The following is a 16,901-nucleotide window of genomic DNA, read 5'->3' on the forward strand; positions in this document are numbered from 1 at the left end:
TACGGCCAAAGAGCTATTGTACCGCGCCAAAGTGTCGTTTGTATAGGTTAAATATTTGGCTTCCTATTGTTTTTACACTGTACTTTTCCGAGGCTTCATCTGCAATTTTTCGCCGGTCATATCGAAAATGTTGACCGAGCATGTGTTCCAGGGCTGTGCACAAGGCATTACTATCGCCCTCCGGAACTAACAAGCCGTTACTTTTGTTCACAGCTTCACCAATTCCAGCTACATCCGACGCAACTACGGGCAAACCGCAACAGAGTGCTTCAACTACCACACAGGGAAAGTTTTCATGCCGACTAAATAAGACAAATGCATCGGCCGCCTTCATTTGCTCCGCAACTTCTTCATAAGCCAATTCGCCACTAATTCGTACATTTTGCTGTAGGCCTGATTCAGCTATCTTTTGGCGTAAGGCTTCGTTGGCTGGACCCACTAGATTAAGTTTCCAATTCTTGTTTTTGATGGCAAGTTGTGTGAACGCAGCGAGTATTCCGCTTATATTTTTCTGCTCTGTTAAGCTTGATACATGTATAAAAGTGTATTGAGCATTGATTTTTGGCTCAAATGAAAAAAGGTCCGTTTCTACAAGGTTGTGTATGGTTTGCACCTCTTTTAACTGAAAGAGGTGCTTTAATTTTTTACCAATCATAGCAGACACATTAGTTGCCACTGCTGCATTTTGAAAAACCCTTTTGACCTGCCACCGATAAAAGGGGATTTATTTATAAATGCATCTGGTGAGGAGGATAGATAGTGCGACGATTGTTCCGACACAATAAACGGGATGCCCCATTTCTTACGAATCCAAAGAGCGAGATTGCCTGATTTCACAGGGATATGAACATGAACACCCGTTGGCAGCCCATTTTCTTTAAAATAACGCAGTAATCTTTCTTTTGCCTGACGGTAAAACCGGATATTGAATGCCACCTGGTTTATTATTTTGAAATGCGTTGGCCTGTGGCGAGGGTAACAAAAAAACTCGGTTAAATTGCCGTTTTTACACATCTCTTCCTCCTGAATGGACACTTTTTCGGGGCCGCCATCCTGCGCAAAGTGAAAAACGGTAACCGGGCAGAATGCAGCGACAGCCCGGGCATGCCTTTGTACAAAATCGCCATTAAAGGGTTGCAATTTATTTGGATACCACGATGGCAGCCAGAGTATATAATTTCCCTGCTTCACTTTAATATGCGTTTAAAGAATGAAATATCATCTTTTTGAAACCTAGCAAACAAGCTAGCGGAGCCACCGGTTTTACGACCATAAAAGAAAAAATAAAGCATCAACACCGCCGTATATGCAATGGTATTGGCTACGGCTGCGCCATTGTACGAGAACAAGGGAATCAGAACCAGATCCGCCACAAGAATTAACAAAAGGCAAACCGACGATGCAATGAAATTTGTCTTAAATGCGCCTGCCCACGAAAAATATGCACCAAAATAGATGACCAGCGCCCAGCAAAAATAACCAGGCAGCATCAGCCAGAAGGCTGCGATGCCAGCACGATACTCCGGCAGCAAAAAGATATTGTAAATAATTACCGTTGCAATTGCCGTAACAAAGGTCATTATCAAATTTATAACAAGGGCTATCCGAAATACCGCCGGCATTTCTTCTTGCTGCATGCTGGTAAACTTTGGTATTAGCAACGCAGCAAGAATATTGGGTAATAGCCAAAGTAAACTCGCAAATTTATTAGCCTGTGCATACATACCCACTTCAAAGGAGGTGTGGTAGTAGTTGAGCAGCCAATAGTCAATGCGGTAAGCAAGCAACTGCACTATATTGGTAAACATGATCAGCGCTGAAGCCTTAAGTATGTGCAAGGCTTTTTGCCACTGAATGATTTGCCATTGTATAGTTCCCTGAATCATCATGAAAATAAACACAAGCACCACACCCTGAAGCAGGGATTGCAAAGCAACAAACCAGAAAAAACTTTGTCCGGGCAAATTTATTTTGGCAAACCAACAACCCGCTAGCAATAGCAGGTACAAAACACCAATAGCTAACAGGAGCAGGTTGTACAATTGTGCTCGGTGCATTACATAAAACGCCGTAAGGCATTTTTCCGTTAATACCAGGCCGAAAAAATAAAGAAACTCGATCCCGATCATCTCGGAACCACCAGCTGAAAGTATGGTTTGCTGCAATAGCAGCCAGCTTAATAGCTGAAATGCCGCGAACGCAGCCAGCTGCACCAGCGTCATTTTTGCAAGAAACGAAATACCGTAGCTAAAGGTCCACTTTTGCTGCACCAGGGCATGCATGGCCATCGAATCGGAGCCCACTCCGGTTATCAGGCTTACCAGCGATGCGTTCAGCACCATCAGCGACAGTTTGCCCAGGCCGGCGGGCTCAAGCAAGTTGGCAAGCAGCAGATTGGCCAGAAACATAAACCCTAGGTAGGCAGCCCGGTAAAATGCCGGCATCAGCATAGTCTTTAATTAACGGTGCAGGATAAACGTAAAAGCGCCATTACGCCCCCCCAAAAAACAAATACGCCAAAACGATCGATGTAACAATCCCCACCAGATCTGCCAGCAACATGGACCCAATTGCATACCGTGTATTTTTAATGGACACCGCGCCAAAATATACCGCCACTACATAAAAAGTGGTATCCGACGAACCCTGTAAAATACAAGCCAGCCGGCCGGCGAAAGAGTCCGGGCCAAATGTGGTCATGGTGTCGATCATCATACCCCGGGCGCCGCTGCCGCTCATGGGTTTGATCAGCGCGGTAGGCAGCCCATCCACAAACCGGGTATCGGTGCCCAATGCTGCGAAGCCCGATTTTACCGCACCAATTACTACATCAAATGTACCGGAAGTGCGAAGCAAACTGATGGCCACCAGCATACCCACGAGATAAGGAATAATGCGGACAGCCGTTTCAAAACCTCCTTTTGCGCCATCGATAAACGCGTCAAATACATCAATCTTTTTGTACACAGCACCGGCCACGATCAGCAAAAAAATCAGCAGGATCAGGCCGTTGCTCAACACGCTGGAAAAAGCCTGCAGCGCATTTAAATTCAGTGAGGTTAGGTACCAAACCAACAACCCGATCACCGCCGAAATGCCGCCTACCCAGGCCAATATCACCGGTTGCAGCACATTTATTTTTTGCCTGAACGACACAATGAACATAGCGGCCATGGTAGCCACAAAAGTGGCGATCATGCAAGGCACAAAAATATCGGTTGGGTTTTCGGCACGCAGGGCAGAGCGGGCCGCAATGATACTTACTGGAATCAGGGTTAGCCCGGATGCGTGCAGGCACAAAAACATGATCTGCGCATTAGATGCCGTTTCCCGCGATGGGTTCAGTTCCTGCAGGCTCTCCATTGCTTTCAGTCCAAACGGGGTTGCGGCATTATCGAGACCCAACAGGTTCGCTGAAAAATTCATCATCATATGCCCCATCGACGGGTGGCCTTTCGGCACTTCGGGGAAAAGGCGGGAAAAAAAAGGTCCGATAATTTTCGACAACAACCGGATGCCCCCTGCCCTTTCGGCAATCGCCATCAGTCCCATAAACAGGGCCATGATGCCAATCAACCCAATCGCAATGGAAACGGCATTTTTACAGGTTTCGATCATGCCGTCGGCACGGCGGTTCAGGCGGTTTTGCAGCGATTTATAGGTGTGAATTTTTAAACCCGGTTGCTGCGCCTGCAGGCTTTTTGCCGCAGGCAAAGTTTGATCATCGGCCAGCAAAACGGTTGCTGCAGCGGCCGAGTCGGCTTTTATATAACCAAAACCAGAAACATAAGTAGCAAACGCTTCGGCAGTTGGGTAGCCCGCACTGCGCGGATCGCCGATGGAAAAGTAGCGAACGGTATCGAACGGATCGGAGGCACGGCCGGTAACCATGCGGCTAAAAATTTGTTCATCGTCCTGAACCACGCTGCGGTAAGCCGCCACCGCTATTGCTATCAATATAAATGCCGACCAGATTCTGCTTAAAGCCATGTAAGCAATGAAATATTTTTGGAAAATCTATCCTGCACACCCGCAGCAAAATGCCCGGATGCAAATACCGGCCTGAAAGGTAACAGTTTAAGGGTAAAGTTTTGGGGCGGCCGGTTTGCTTATCTTTGCGAACCTTTGTCAATTTACGATTTACGATTTCGGAGTTACTAATGAGTGCACCAGGTGAACGCTAATCGTCATTCCAAAATCGTAAATCGTAAATGCAACAGTGCATTTATAACAAATAGGAAATCTAAAACATAGACAACAAAAATGGCTTTACAAGCAGGTATCGTAGGCTTGCCCAACGTGGGAAAATCAACTCTTTTTAACGCGGTTAGCAACAGCGCCAAAGCGCAGGCAAGCAACTACCGCTTTTGTACCATCGAGCCCAACGTGGGACTGGTGGATGTGCCCGACGAACGGCTGGCAAAACTGGCCGAGCTGGTGCAGCCCAACCGCGTGGTGCCTACGCAAATCGAAATTGTGGACATCGCCGGACTGGTGCGGGGCGCATCAAAGGGCGAAGGTTTGGGCAACAAATTTTTGGGAAACATTCGCGAAGTGGATGCCATCATCCACGTGATCCGCTGTTTTGAAGACGAGAATATTCTGCGCGATGAAGGCGCCATTAACCCGGTGAGCGATAAAGAGATCATCGACACCGAACTGCAGCTGAAAGACTTGGACAGCGTTGAAAAAAAGATCTCGAAAACAGAGAAAAACGCAAAGTTCGATGTAAAGGCAAAGGCCGAACTGGAAGTGCTGCAACGCTGTAAGGCGCACCTTGAGCAAGGCAAAAGCATCCGTTCGGTGGACATTGCTCCGGAAGAGCGCAGTGCCATTGCCGACTTGTTTTTGCTGACCGAAAAACCGGTGCTTTATGTTGCCAACGTGGATGAACCTTCCATGCATACCGGCAATAAATTTTCGGAAGCGCTGATTGCTTCGGTAAAGGATGAAGGCGCCGAAGTGATCATCATGAACAATTCCATCGAAGCGCAGATTTCGGAAATGGACGACCCCGCCGACCAGGCGCTGTTCATGGAAGAATACGGCATGAAGGAGCCCGCGCTGAACCGCCTTATCCGTTCGGCGTACCAACTGCTGCAATTGCAAACATATTTCACTGCAGGCGTGCAGGAAGTTCGTGCCTGGACCATCCACGAAGGCTGGAAAGCACCGCAAGCAGCCAGCGTCATTCATACCGATTTTGAAAAAGGCTTTATTAAAGCCGAAGTCATCGGCTACGATGACTTTGTGAATTATGGCTCCGAAGCAGCCTGCCGCGAAGCCGGCCGCCTGCGCATTGAAGGCAAGGAATACATCGTAAAAGACGGCGATGTGATGCACTTCCGGTTCAATGTGTAACTGGTTTGAAGGAAACGTCGTTAGTTCAAAAGTTCAATTTGTTCCAAGCGTTTAATTAGTTAAAGCCACAGAGAAAAACTCTGTGGCTTTTTGGTTTTATGTAACCGGCTTTTACAACCCTATTAAACTTCCGTTGCGTCGCACACTTTTACTGCAGTAATATTATTCACCAAATGAATCACACTACCATTTAACGCTTCAAGCCCTTCGGGCGATTTTACGATCGCCTTCTTCACCTACCACATCAATCGGATAAGCGGATCATTAAAAAAACATCTGCCTTAAAACAAAGCCCGCAAACTTGCCCTGCCCGTATGCACTGTCTTTGCGTTTGCCGGCTGGCGGCCATCATACTGAAAATTTAGTTCCACGTTATTGAGCAGCCGGCGGGTCAGGTCAATGTTCCATAAAAAGTTCTGGCCGGGCAGCAGGCCATCCAACATGGTGTAGGCAATCGCCGTGTTGGCTTTGTTGTTGGCGCCTTTGTCGGTATATGCAATATTGTTCCAAACAAACCGCGCCGTCACTGAGCTGTTTTGCAGCACATTATACTTGGTTTCAAAATTCAGTGCATGCGATAACGACGCTTGTCCGCCCCACTCCTGTCCATTCTTTTTCTGTTCGTATTTGTAGCCGGCCTGCAACCTGAAGCTGGTGCCTTTTGTATAACTCAGCCTCGGTTCGGCCGAGGCTAACGCCAATGCATAGTTACGGTTTTCAAAAGAAGGCGTGTATAATTCATTGCTGCCTTTGCGGCCCGCCACATCCAGTGTAATCGACCGGCTCCACATCCAGCGCAGTTTGGCGATCAGGTCGGTTTGCCCACGGCTTTCATAGCCATAAGTAAGCAGCGCTTTTGCATCGCTGCGGAACGATGTAAGATCGAGCCCCCATACCGATGACGTGCGGTTAAAGGAAATTGTATTGGCATAAGTGGTGTTGAGGCTTAGCAAAGCTGTGTCCTGTATGCCATATTTAAAAGGGTTGGCTTCTACTGTTCCTTTTGCAATGCTTTTTTTACTCCACTGCATCGAAGATTGCACGGTAAACCTGTTGAGAAACTTTTGGAAACGGGTAATATCTGTGCCGCTCCACAATGATTTCGGCACCAGGTTCATGTTGTAATTGAGCGTGGTAAATGCGGCTTTTATAAAATCATTCGTAGGTACCAAAATGCGCACAAAATTTGCCTGGTCGCGGAACTGCGCTATTTCAAATTCGTTCAGTTGTTGCACGCCATCTTCGTTATAGTCGCGCCAGGTGAATTCGCCCTGCCCGGCGGGCACTTCAATATATGTGAAATCCCTGCGTTGCTCCTGCCCTGTCCCCAACTCGTACAGCACATTGCCCACCAGCAAGCCTTTCCATTCATTTACCATGTACTCAGCTCGGCCCAAAACTGTTTGGTCGGGTTGCTGCTGCGACAGGTCTTTGCGTTCTACTTTCAGTTGGCGGTAAGTGGCGTTGAGCAGCAATTGATGCCGTTGGCTTTGCAAAATTTCAGCGCCAAAATTCAGGTTGTAGCTGCGGTCGGTGCGGGCCAGTTTTTCCCGTTCGGGCAGTTGATCGGCGCGGGTAAAAAAGGTAAGGTTGTACCGGTTTTTGCGTTCATCGCTGGTGCGCAGCGATGCGGTATAAGTGGTAAATGCAAAGCTCAATCGCGACAGCGAATCCGTTTGCAGGTGCCGCACTTCGTTGCGTTCCTGTGCATAGCGCAGGGCCACTTCAATGCCGCCCAATTTTGGCAGCGTTTTGCGTACATCCACCACCGGCCGCAGGTAGCTGCCTTTTTCGGTTTGGGTGGTAAAGTTGGTCAGCAGTGCATTGTTTTGCACGACCCATGTCTTATGCCGCAGGCCGTATTGCGCGGTGTTTTGAAACCCTTTATAACCATCGCTGCGCTGGTAGGTAGTGAGCTGGTAGGAAAAATGTTGCTGCTCGCCTTTTTTTATTCCAGATGCTAACTTTACGATCGTTTCATCGGCGGATTGCAACAACAGCGGAAGGCCCCATTCCCTTGAAAATTCAACAAACCGGAGCCGCTCCAGCGGCCTGAACCGTGACTGCACATGTTCTACATCCACCGACGAAAGCAGGCTCCATTTGGCGCCAAACTTTGCAGCATTGGTGTAGTTCAATCGTGCCGCTATACCGGCGTCATCGCCAGCATTTTTCGATGACAACGTATTGAGATCCGTATTGCTCATCGCCATTTCAGCTTTCAGCAAATTGTTTTTATCCACCTGGTATTCCGTGCCTACGCTGATCAACTGTTGTTTTTTTGGCGGCACTAAAATGGTCACCGGCTCAAAGCGCCCTTGCGGCACTCCGTTCAGTGGATCAACGTATTTAAACACCTTACCGTTTGCGCCATTAAAATCGGGTACGTAATTACCTCGGCCGACACCCAAGTCGGCAAACTGCAGCGAGTAGCGGGCCAGCGCAGAATCCGTTGAATACCGGTAAAATGAATCCAGACCGTTGCCGGTTTGCACGTACACCCGCTCATACAGCACTTTGTCTTTTGAAAAAGAATCGGCCACTACATTGGGATACAGCGCCCGCTGCACACTATCGCCAAGATTGAACAGAAATTGTTTTTGATCATCGGAAAGCGGCTGGTTGATCGGCGAGTTCTTTGCATCGTTGTTCGAAAATGCGCCAATCTTAATTTTCAATTTATTGTTGATCGTTACCGTTTGGTTGGCGTAGAGGTTTGCATTGAGGTAGTTGCGGTCGGCGTACTCAAACTCCACTTGTATCCGGCTATCCTTAGTGATCATGCGCCGCGGCATGAACGTTATTTCCGCCGTGTTGTAGTTGATGATATAATCGGCGTCCTCGCCGCGTTGCAACAGTTCGCCGTCAATAAACACCCGCTCAGTATTAGGCAGCACTATAAAGAAAAACTCGTTGTTTGCCCCGCTCAACCGGTACGGGCCTTGGTTTCCTTCAAGGCCTTGGAACACGTTGCGGGTGAATTTTCCTTTAGCAATGGAGCCGCTCACCAACGTGGAAGTTTGCACATTGCGCGACCATTGGTTTTGGGTTCGGAACGTCACACCCTGCAGGCGTTTGTAAAAATTCAGGAAATACAGATCGTTTTGGCGCAGGTCAATGTCGCCCAGGTTAAGCTGCCAGCCGCCCTTTTTAAATTGTAAAAAAACCTGATCAAACTCGTTGAGCTGCTGCGTAGTGCCGTCGGGCTGGATGGGCAGGTTGTTGTCCGAGATGGCGGCCGCAATTTCGATGCTGTCGGCCAGCATGCCATTGAGTTGCAGGTTGAAATTGGATTGCACCACCGCATCCTGGTTGTTGCCAAACGAAATGCCGCGGCCAAACGAACCGTTGTACTGCAGGTTGCCAAACGACAGTAGCGACCTGCCGCCCGCCGATGCCGGCACAGAAAAAGGCACGATGGCCGTTGCATCGGCAACACTGTCGTAATTGAGGCGCTGTGCGGCGGCATTGAACCGGTAGGGAAAAACGCGGTAGCTAATTGAAACGGAATCGGTCGTTGGTTTGACCTTCCAAAACAAATGAGCATTTACATAATCAATCCGGTATTCGTGCGGCAAAACCGTTTGCACCTGAAATGTGCCCGGCACTATGCTTAGGGTATCTAGCCGCAGGCTGTCTGCTGCCGTAGTAATGGTTTTAATCCGAAGATTGGTTGCAGTGGCCGGCGGCTTCACCTCCTGCAATTGCCCAAAGCTGCGTTGCCACAACAAGGTAATGAGGGTGATGAAAATTATGCGGAGTGCCGGTTTCAACAATATGCGTTTTTCAGGATATGTAAAGTTGCGGTATTTATGTGCGTTAACCGGTACAAAGCGGTAAAGGTCTGCATTTTAGCGGTGGAATAATGCAGTTATGGGGATTGAAATCAGGTTTGGTATTGCTTCCGTGACGTTAAGTCGGCTACCACCGTCCAAGCCGGGCCGCTATGAATTGACAAATATTGCAATTACATTCAATGTGTCATTCTTTTTTTCACTAAATCCTAAACCATTTTTTATGAGGTCAACGTCCTTTGCAGCAGTAGCTGCAGTTGTTTTCATTATCTCCGGTTGTGTAAAGGAAACTGCCCCCGATCCGCATCTGGGCGGCATTCAGCCATTGAAGGAAACGGCATTGTTTCAAGAGGCCGCCAAGGGCCAGTTTAAGCTTGAGTTGCTGCATGCCGAGTATATCACAGCAGGCGGTTCGGCACAAATGGGCCAAACTGTCTTTTTTAAAAATACTGGAAATAAACAGTTGTCAACTGATTTTGTGCCGGGCGATCCCCGCCGTGGCGGCCGCACCAACATAACCTATGCGATTGATAAAGAAACGACGGCCGACAATGGACTTTCGATGATGATGGTTCAGGATGCCCTTGCACGATCGATGAATACCTGGGATGAAGTAAACTGCTCCAACTTAAACATCACCCGGGTTCCTTTTTCGGGCAACCTCGGCATTTACGGACAGCTCTTGGGCTTTGGCAATTACGACGATAACATCGTGGCCGATGTGCAACACAGCGGCTTTTTACCGGGGGCATTTTTTGACCAGATTGCACCCGGCGGCAGTGCATATATTTTAGGCGTAACCTTCACATTTGTGTTTGTAACCCTGCCCGATGGCAACACGACCGATATTAATGGCGATGGAAAAATAGACGTGGGAATGCGGGAGATTTATTACAACGATGCATTCAATTGGGCCACCAATGGAACTGCAGGTATCGATATCGAAACAATTGCGCTGCACGAAGCCGGCCATGGATTGAGCCAGGCACATTTTGGCAAGGCAACGCTTACCGAGGCCAATGGTAAATTGCATTTATCACCGCGGGCTGTAATGAATGCCGCTTATACCGGTGTGCAGCGCCAGTTGGCCGGCACCGACCTGGGCGGGCATTGCAGCAATTGGGGTAGCTGGCCGCAACCGTAACGGATTTGCAATAAAAAAAGCTGGCCTGAAGCCAGCTTTTTTTATGTTTTATTTCTCCGATGAAAGACCAGCCATCAGGTAGTCTTTGTTCATCCGCGAAATGTTTGTGATCGAAATTTCTTTGGGGCAAACTGCTTCGCAGGCACCGGTAAAGGTGCAGGAGCCAAAACCTTCTTTGTCCATTTGCGCCACCATGCTCAGCACACGGCTTTTGCGCTCCGGCTGGCCCTGCGGCAGCAGGTTGAGGTGCGCCACTTTTGCCGCCATGAACAAGGATGCAGAAGCATTTTTACAAGCAGCAACGCAGGCGCCGCAGGCAATACAGGAAGCTGCCGCAAATGAAGCATCAGCCTTGTCTTTTTCTACCGGAATGGCATTACCATCAACCGCGTTACCGGTATTTACCGATACAAAACCACCGGCCTGTACAATGCGGTCGAAGGAAGAACGGTCGGTAACCAAGTCTTTAATCACCGGGAAAGCCTGTGCACGCCAGGGCTCCACCACGATAGTATCGCCATCTTTAAAAGCACGCATGTGCAGCTGGCAGGTGGTGGTAGCATGCCATGGACCGTGCGGCCGGCCGTTGATGTGCATGGAGCACATACCACAAATACCTTCGCGGCAGTCGTGGTCGAAAGCGATGGGATCGGAACCTTCGCGAACCAGCTGTTCGTTCAGCACGTCGATCATTTCCAGGAACGACATTTCCGAAGAAATATCCGCTACTTTATAGGTTTCAAAACGACCCTTAGCGGCCGTGTTTTCCTGGCGCCAAACTTTCAGCGTCAGGTTCATATTATAATGTTCCATTCTGATGAATTTGAAAATTTGGCGATTTGAAAATCAAATAGCCAAATGATATTTTAAAAACCGGGATTGGCGAAGCGATTGTTTAGAAAATACTTCTGATCAATTCGCTTAAACCGGCTTTCAATTGTGTGTCGATTGTTCGATTTGCTTTGCCCGCATTTTTTACTTTTAAACACGTGGCTATTTTCAAATGACCACATGTTTAAATCGTCAAATTATTTGTAGCTCCGCTGGCTTGGCTTCACTACTTCGTAATTGAGGGGCTCTTTGTGCAACTCCCATTCGTGTTCGCCTTTCATTTGCCAGGCGGCCACGTACATAAACTGGTCGTCGTGGCGCAGCGCCTCACCTTCTTCAGTTTGGTGCTCCTCGCGGAAGTGGCCACCGCAGCTTTCTTCGCGGTGCAGGGCGTCGCGGCACATCAACTCACCCAGCTCAATAAAGTCGGCCACGCGGTTGGCTTTGTCCAGCTCGGGGTTAAAATCGGCAATCTTGCCCGGGATGCGAATATTGCTCCAAAACTCTTTTTTCAGTTCCTGGATTTCCTTGATGGCTTGTGTCAGTCCTTCCCGGTTACGGGCCATGCCGCATTTATCCCACATGATCTTGCCCAGGCGCTTGTGCATGCTTTCCACCGTTTCGGTGCCCCCAATACTCATCAGCTGGTTCAGGCGGTCGCTTACTGCTTTCTCGGCATCGATAAACGAAGGGTGATCGGTTGGAATATTGGTGGTCCGGATCTCGTCGGCCAGGTAGTTACCAATGGTGTAAGGAATCACAAAATATCCATCGGCCAGGCCCTGCATCAGTGCCGAGGCACCGAGGCGGTTGGCGCCGTGGTCGGAGAAGTTACATTCGCCCAGTGCATACAAGCCGGGAATAGAAGTCATCAGCTCATAATCCACCCACAGGCCACCCATGGTATAGTGTACCGCGGGGTAAATGCGCATCGGCACTTCGTATGGGTTTTCGCCGGTGATCTTTTCGTACATGTCAAACAGGTTGCCGTACTTTTCTTTTACCACTTCTTTACCCATAGCGGTAATGGTGGCGGCATCCACGTTGGCGAGGTTGCGTTTACCCGCTTCAATTTTACCATAGCGCTGAATGGCATCGGCATAATCGAGGTAAACGGCCTGCTTGGAAGTGCCTACGCCGTAGCCGGCGTCGCAACGTTCCTTGGCGGCGCGGCTGGCCACATCTCGGGGAACGAGGTTACCAAACGCCGGGTATCTCCGCTCGAGGTAATAATCTCTTTCTTCTTCAGGGATATCGCCTGGGCGGCGGTCATCGGCTTTTTTCTTGGGTACCCAAATGCGGCCGTCGTTGCGCAGCGATTCCGACATCAGCGTGAGCTTGCTTTGGTGCTCGCCGGTAACGGGGATACAGGTGGGGTGAATTTGGGTAAAACATGGGTTGCCGAAATGGGCGCCCTTGCGGTGTGCTTTCCAAATGGCCGTGGTGTTGGAACCCATGGCGTTTGTAGACAGGTAAAATACGTTGCCGTAGCCACCCGAGCACAGCAGCACTGCATGACCCGCATGTCGCTCCAGCTCACCTGTTACCAGGTTGCGGGCAATAATGCCGCGGGCCTTGCCGTCGATGGTTACTACCTCCAGCATTTCGTGGCGGGTGTATTGTTTTACGTTGCCTAATGCCACCTGGCGCTCCAGTGCCTGGTAGGCACCAATGAGCAGCTGCTGACCGGTTTGGCCGGCGGCGTAAAAAGTACGCTGCACCTGCGTTCCGCCAAAAGAGCGGTTGGAAAGCAGGCCGCCGTACTCACGGGCAAAAGGAACGCCCTGCGCCACGCACTGGTCAATGATGTTGGCACTAACCTCGGCCAGGCGGTGTACGTTGGCTTCGCGGGCCCGGTAGTCGCCTCCCTTGATGGTGTCGTAAAACAGGCGGAACACAGAGTCACCGTCGTTCTGGTAATTTTTTGCAGCGTTGATACCACCTTGTGCGGCAATGGAGTGAGCCCGGCGTGGAGAGTCCTGGAAACAGAACACTTTTACCTTATAGCCCAGTTCGCCAAGCGAAGCCGCCGCCGAAGCGCCGGCCAGCCCGGTACCTACAATAATGATCTCGAGCTTACGCTTGTTGGCAGGGTTTACCAGTTTAACGTGTCCTTTGTAGTCCTCCCACTTTTTGTCTAAAGACCCATCAGGAATTTTTGCATTAAGCATACGTCAGTTCTAATTAACGAGTAAAAATATGTTGTTTGCCTCTTGCTGTCCGTATCGAGGCGCCACCGCATTTTATAACAACCAAACCGTTTCAAAAGATGATGCGCTGTTGTTAATTAATCCCCTGTTCAACATTTGATGAGGGGCAGCACTATCTTTACAACAAAACCGATCAGTACCGAATAACTTACGTTGATCATGGTGCCCGCCAGGAAGTACATGCTGTTCTTTTCGATCTCTTCCTTGCGTACCATGGTTTTGGCCGTAAACACAATGGCCAGTGCGGTGTAAGCTTCCAGCATCATCAGCGCCAGTACCAATATGTTTTCGCACTTACCAATGATGATCCCGATTTCCAGCCGTTTCTGCACCGATTCTTCGGGCTTGTCGGCTGCGGCTACCGCTTCTATGGATTGTTGCGCCACTTTGCTCAATATGTACCGGACCACCGAGCCGCTGGTTAGCAACACCAGGGCAAAGGCCAGTACAATAATGAGGTAAGCAACCGCACACATAGTTATTTAAATTGGTCGTTCAGCCATTGCTGCAGGTCACTTTCCAGTTGCTGCACCTGTGCTGCGTTGATTGTTTTCAGCGTTTTTGAAACCGTTTGCTGCGTCACCTCCAGGCTTTTGGCCACTGCTTCCTGGTTGCCTTCTTTCAGGTAACTGGCGTAGAGCAGTCTTTGCCGGCTCGTCCAACTGCTTTTTAGCAACTGCAGCGCATTGATGTTGAGCTGCAGCAACAGGTCAGTTTGCTTGCTGCCTGTATTGGCGGCCAGCAATAACCCACTTGCCTTTAGGCTGCTCATCAGGCTTGCAGCCTGGTGAAATGCAGGCCCGTCGGCCTGGGTAATGTTGGTTGTTTGCGGCAGTTCCACTGCGCCTTTTACCATCACCACCCGCATTTGCTCGGGGGCCAGCAATGTGTTGAGCATATCAATGAGCTGGTACAAACATGCCGGGTTTTTGATCAGGGTGGCCGCTTCGTCCAACCCTTTCCAACCCTGCATCGGCATCCGGAGTTCGTTGGCCAGGGCAATATTTATTTGCTGTATGGCCCGGTCAAAAACCGTTTTGAAAACCTTCCGGTCTGGTATGTTGCGCGATGCTACCACATCGGTGAGCACCACATAATATTCTGAAACTTTTTTCATACAACCCTTTTTGTTGTTTTTCAAATATACAACCTAAAATGGCTGTTATTTTATTTTACAAACAAAATTGGTTGTACCAAAATTATACACCTGGTTTTACCCACTGCAGGTACATGGCCACAGGCATCAGTGCAAACAACACCGAAACCACGATGGCAAAACCATAACCCAAGCTTTTCAGCATGGTCAGGTATTTTCTGTTGTGCACACCCATGGTGCGGAAAGCACTGTGAAAGCCATGCATCAGGTGAAACAGCAACGATGCGCAGGCCACCAGGTACAACAAAACGATATAAGGATTTTGAAAAACTTCGTACATGCGCAGGTACAGGTTATGCATTTCAACACCGTTGCCGTAAGATACAGGGGCAAGGTCGTGTGACACACGGGAAGGCCACCAGAATGCACTGATGTGCACGATCAAAAACAGGAAGATAATAGTGCCCAGCAAACCCATGGAACGGCTGTACCATTTGGAGCCGCGGTTACCCAAGTCAACAGCATAACCTTGTCCGCGGCGACGGCGGTTTTGCACTTCAAGCTGCCAGCCCTGGATGATGTGCAGAATAAAACCGGCAAACAACACCAACTCCAGCAAACGGGTTACAATAGTAGAACCCATGAAGTGTGCGGCACGGTTAAACATCTCACCATCATCGTTGGGATTAAGAAAAGAAAGGTCTGCGAAAATGCAGGCATTGAGGCCAACGTGAATGATCAAGAATGAAACCAGAAAAAGACCCGTCAGGCCCATTACAATTTTCTTACCGATCGCCGATGTAAAGAAGTAAGACCATTTCATATTAACAGCAGGAAGTGGTGAAAAATTTGTGGCAAATGTAAGGGCCAATGCTGACAAAAATCAATATTTACGTTTACTGCAATATCATTACACCGAAAGCCGGCGCCCCAGATTTCCATCAATGAGCTTGAACAAATGAAAGGGTTTGTAGGTTCGCCAGTTGGCCAGCTCCATCAGCTCCACATAGTAGTTGATCTTTGCTTTGCGAAAATCATGTTGCGTGGCTTCGGGCATGTTCAAACAAACAACCCATCCTTCTTCATCCGTTACTTCTTCGTGCCACTCTTGGTAATAGTCGCGGTCGCCGCTGTGAAAATTGAGTACGTTCTCGGCAATGAGTATAAACTTGGTAATACCCTGTTGTGCAAATTCATCGATCACATCACGCTTCAGGGTCATGATGTCGTTTTCAATCGCATCGTTCCATTCGCCAAGCAATTCAATCACGATGTAATGCTCATCATAATCGGCCAGCAAAACTTTTAAGTAAAGTGTACGGCTGCCAAAATCATCCCATTGCGGATGTATGTAATAATTGTACACTGTAGCCGAGTATTCAAACTCGGAATACTGTCGTTTGTAAAACGGCGACCGTTCATCTTCTTCACTCACGTAAATGTGCCGCCAATTGTAGAATGGTTCTATTTCGTGCATTAAAATAAAAGGGGTTAAATGGGCTATGGCCACCGCAGCGGCCATAGCTTCAGGTCAGTCGTCAAAGTTACCTTGCCCGCTATTTATTTCAATGCTAAAATTTATGGCAAAAAGGGGCATTGTGTTTTGATGTTTCCCAACTATACACCGGCGTTTTCCACTGCCTTTTTTACACTGCCCCATTTAATGAGCAATCCTTTTGCCTGCTCATAATCGGCGAGCTGCAGGCGCTCCATCAGCATTTTGGTGCCGCGGTCCACCAGCTTTTCGTTGGTCAGTTGCATGTGCACCATGCGGTTGTCCTCTACCCTGCCCAGCCCAATCATTACCGAAGTGGAAATCATGTTCAGCACCAGCTTTTGCGAGGTACCGCTTTTGAGCCTTGTGCTGCCGGTAATAAACTCGGGTCCTACTGCCACAGCAATCGGGAAATCGGCTTCCTGCGTTAGCGGCGACCCGGGATTGTTGGTAATGCTGCCCGTGGCAATGCCCCGTCTGCGGCACTCCTGCAGCGCACCAATAACATAAGGCGTGGTACCGCTGGCGGCAATGCCGATCACAAAATCTTTATCCGAAACATTATGGGCCTGCAGATCGGACCAGCCTTGTGCGGCATCATCTTCGGCGCCCTCCACGGCCTGTGTAATGGCCCGTTCGCCGCCGGCAATAATGGCCACCACCAACCCGGGCGGCACACCAAAAGTGGGCGGACATTCGGATGCATCTACAACGGCCAGCCGGCCGCTTGTGCCGGCGCCAATATAAAAAAGACGGCCGCCGGCCAGCAGGCAATCAAGTGCCGCTTCGGCCAGTTGCTCTATTTGCGGCAGTACACCGGCTACGGCCTGCGGCACGGTTTGGTCTTCCCCGTTCATGTGCTGCAGCACCTGCTGCAGGCTCATTTGCTCCAGGTGCCGGTATTTGCTTGGTGCTTCGGTTATTTTATCGAAATGATTCATAGTGCGGGTTTAATAAGCGGCGCATTTGT

At 49.3% G+C, this 16,901-nt stretch carries 14 protein-coding genes; 2 read left to right on the plus strand and 12 right to left on the minus strand.

The features are described 5' to 3' along the window. Positions 1 to 13 precede the first annotated feature (13 nt). The 4 genes from EPD17_RS13050 to EPD17_RS13065 all read right to left on the minus strand — a co-directional run bounded on the left by EPD17_RS13050 (position 14) and on the right by EPD17_RS13065 (position 3,990). Positions 14 to 655 (minus strand): glycosyltransferase, encoded by a 642-nt coding sequence (locus tag EPD17_RS13050; protein ID WP_132054841.1) that lies wholly within the window; start codon positions 653 to 655, stop codon positions 14 to 16. Further along, positions 652 to 1,191, minus strand: coding sequence for a glycosyltransferase family protein (locus EPD17_RS13055; RefSeq protein ID WP_132054843.1), 540 nt, complete (start codon positions 1,189 to 1,191; stop codon positions 652 to 654). The genes EPD17_RS13050 and EPD17_RS13055 overlap by 4 nt, the downstream gene beginning before the upstream one ends. Then, positions 1,188 to 2,222 carry an MATE family efflux transporter gene (locus EPD17_RS13060; RefSeq protein ID WP_165929609.1) on the minus strand — a complete coding sequence of 345 codons (1,035 nt, stop codon included), beginning with the start codon at positions 2,220 to 2,222 and terminating at the stop codon, positions 1,188 to 1,190. The genes EPD17_RS13055 and EPD17_RS13060 overlap by 4 nt, the downstream gene beginning before the upstream one ends. Positions 2,223 to 2,490: 268 nt before the next feature. Continuing rightward, the gene (locus EPD17_RS13065) at positions 2,491 to 3,990 is read right to left on the minus strand and encodes a nucleoside recognition domain-containing protein (RefSeq protein WP_240040617.1); all 1,500 of its coding nucleotides are present in this window, start codon (positions 3,988 to 3,990) and stop codon (positions 2,491 to 2,493) included. A 273-nt stretch (positions 3,991 to 4,263) separates the two neighbouring features. Between EPD17_RS13065 and ychF the strand changes: the two genes are divergently transcribed. Next, the gene (ychF, locus tag EPD17_RS13070; protein WP_132054847.1) at positions 4,264 to 5,361 is read left to right on the plus strand and encodes a redox-regulated ATPase YchF; all 1,098 of its coding nucleotides are present in this window, start codon (positions 4,264 to 4,266) and stop codon (positions 5,359 to 5,361) included. 281 nt (positions 5,362 to 5,642) lie between these two features. Here the strand turns inward: ychF and EPD17_RS13075 are convergent, their stop codons facing one another. Continuing rightward, the gene (locus EPD17_RS13075; protein WP_240040618.1) at positions 5,643 to 9,134 is read right to left on the minus strand and encodes a hypothetical protein; all 3,492 of its coding nucleotides are present in this window, start codon (positions 9,132 to 9,134) and stop codon (positions 5,643 to 5,645) included. A 244-nt stretch (positions 9,135 to 9,378) separates the two neighbouring features. On the opposite strand from EPD17_RS13075, the gene EPD17_RS13080 reads away from it, so the two are divergent. Beyond that, the gene (locus EPD17_RS13080) at positions 9,379 to 10,299 is read left to right on the plus strand and encodes a M10 family metallopeptidase domain-containing protein (protein WP_132054849.1); all 921 of its coding nucleotides are present in this window, start codon (positions 9,379 to 9,381) and stop codon (positions 10,297 to 10,299) included. 48 nt (positions 10,300 to 10,347) lie between these two features. On the opposite strand, the gene EPD17_RS13085 is transcribed toward EPD17_RS13080, so the two are convergent. The 7 genes from EPD17_RS13085 to murQ all read right to left on the minus strand — a co-directional run bounded on the left by EPD17_RS13085 (position 10,348) and on the right by murQ (position 16,872). Continuing rightward, positions 10,348 to 11,112 carry a succinate dehydrogenase/fumarate reductase iron-sulfur subunit gene (locus EPD17_RS13085; RefSeq protein ID WP_132054851.1) on the minus strand — a complete coding sequence of 255 codons (765 nt, stop codon included), beginning with the start codon at positions 11,110 to 11,112 and terminating at the stop codon, positions 10,348 to 10,350. 215 nt (positions 11,113 to 11,327) lie between these two features. Next, on the minus strand, positions 11,328 to 13,301 hold the full coding sequence (locus EPD17_RS13090) for a fumarate reductase/succinate dehydrogenase flavoprotein subunit (RefSeq protein ID WP_132054853.1): 1,974 nt from the start codon (positions 13,299 to 13,301) through the stop codon (positions 11,328 to 11,330). Between the two features lie 128 nt (positions 13,302 to 13,429). Then, complete coding sequence (locus EPD17_RS13095) at positions 13,430 to 13,816, minus strand: hypothetical protein (protein WP_132054855.1); 387 nt, start codon at positions 13,814 to 13,816, stop codon at positions 13,430 to 13,432. 2 nt (positions 13,817 to 13,818) lie between these two features. Continuing rightward, entirely contained in the window at positions 13,819 to 14,457 is a 639-nt protein-coding gene (locus EPD17_RS13100) for a SatD family protein (protein WP_132054857.1), read from the minus strand. Positions 14,458 to 14,539: 82 nt separating this feature from the next. Further along, positions 14,540 to 15,259 carry a succinate dehydrogenase cytochrome b subunit gene (locus EPD17_RS13105; RefSeq protein WP_114233886.1) on the minus strand — a complete coding sequence of 240 codons (720 nt, stop codon included), beginning with the start codon at positions 15,257 to 15,259 and terminating at the stop codon, positions 14,540 to 14,542. Positions 15,260 to 15,346: 87 nt separating this feature from the next. Further along, entirely contained in the window at positions 15,347 to 15,913 is a 567-nt protein-coding gene (locus tag EPD17_RS13110; RefSeq protein ID WP_114234411.1) for a hypothetical protein, read from the minus strand. A 140-nt stretch (positions 15,914 to 16,053) separates the two neighbouring features. After that, complete coding sequence (gene murQ / locus EPD17_RS13115; protein ID WP_132054859.1) at positions 16,054 to 16,872, minus strand: N-acetylmuramic acid 6-phosphate etherase; 819 nt, start codon at positions 16,870 to 16,872, stop codon at positions 16,054 to 16,056. Between the last annotated feature and the right edge of the window lie 29 nt (positions 16,873 to 16,901).

Origin of the sequence: Pseudocnuella soli (assembly GCF_004347775.1) — a bacterium.
Taxonomy (GTDB): domain Bacteria; phylum Bacteroidota; class Bacteroidia; order Chitinophagales; family Chitinophagaceae; genus Flavisolibacter; species Flavisolibacter aquaticus.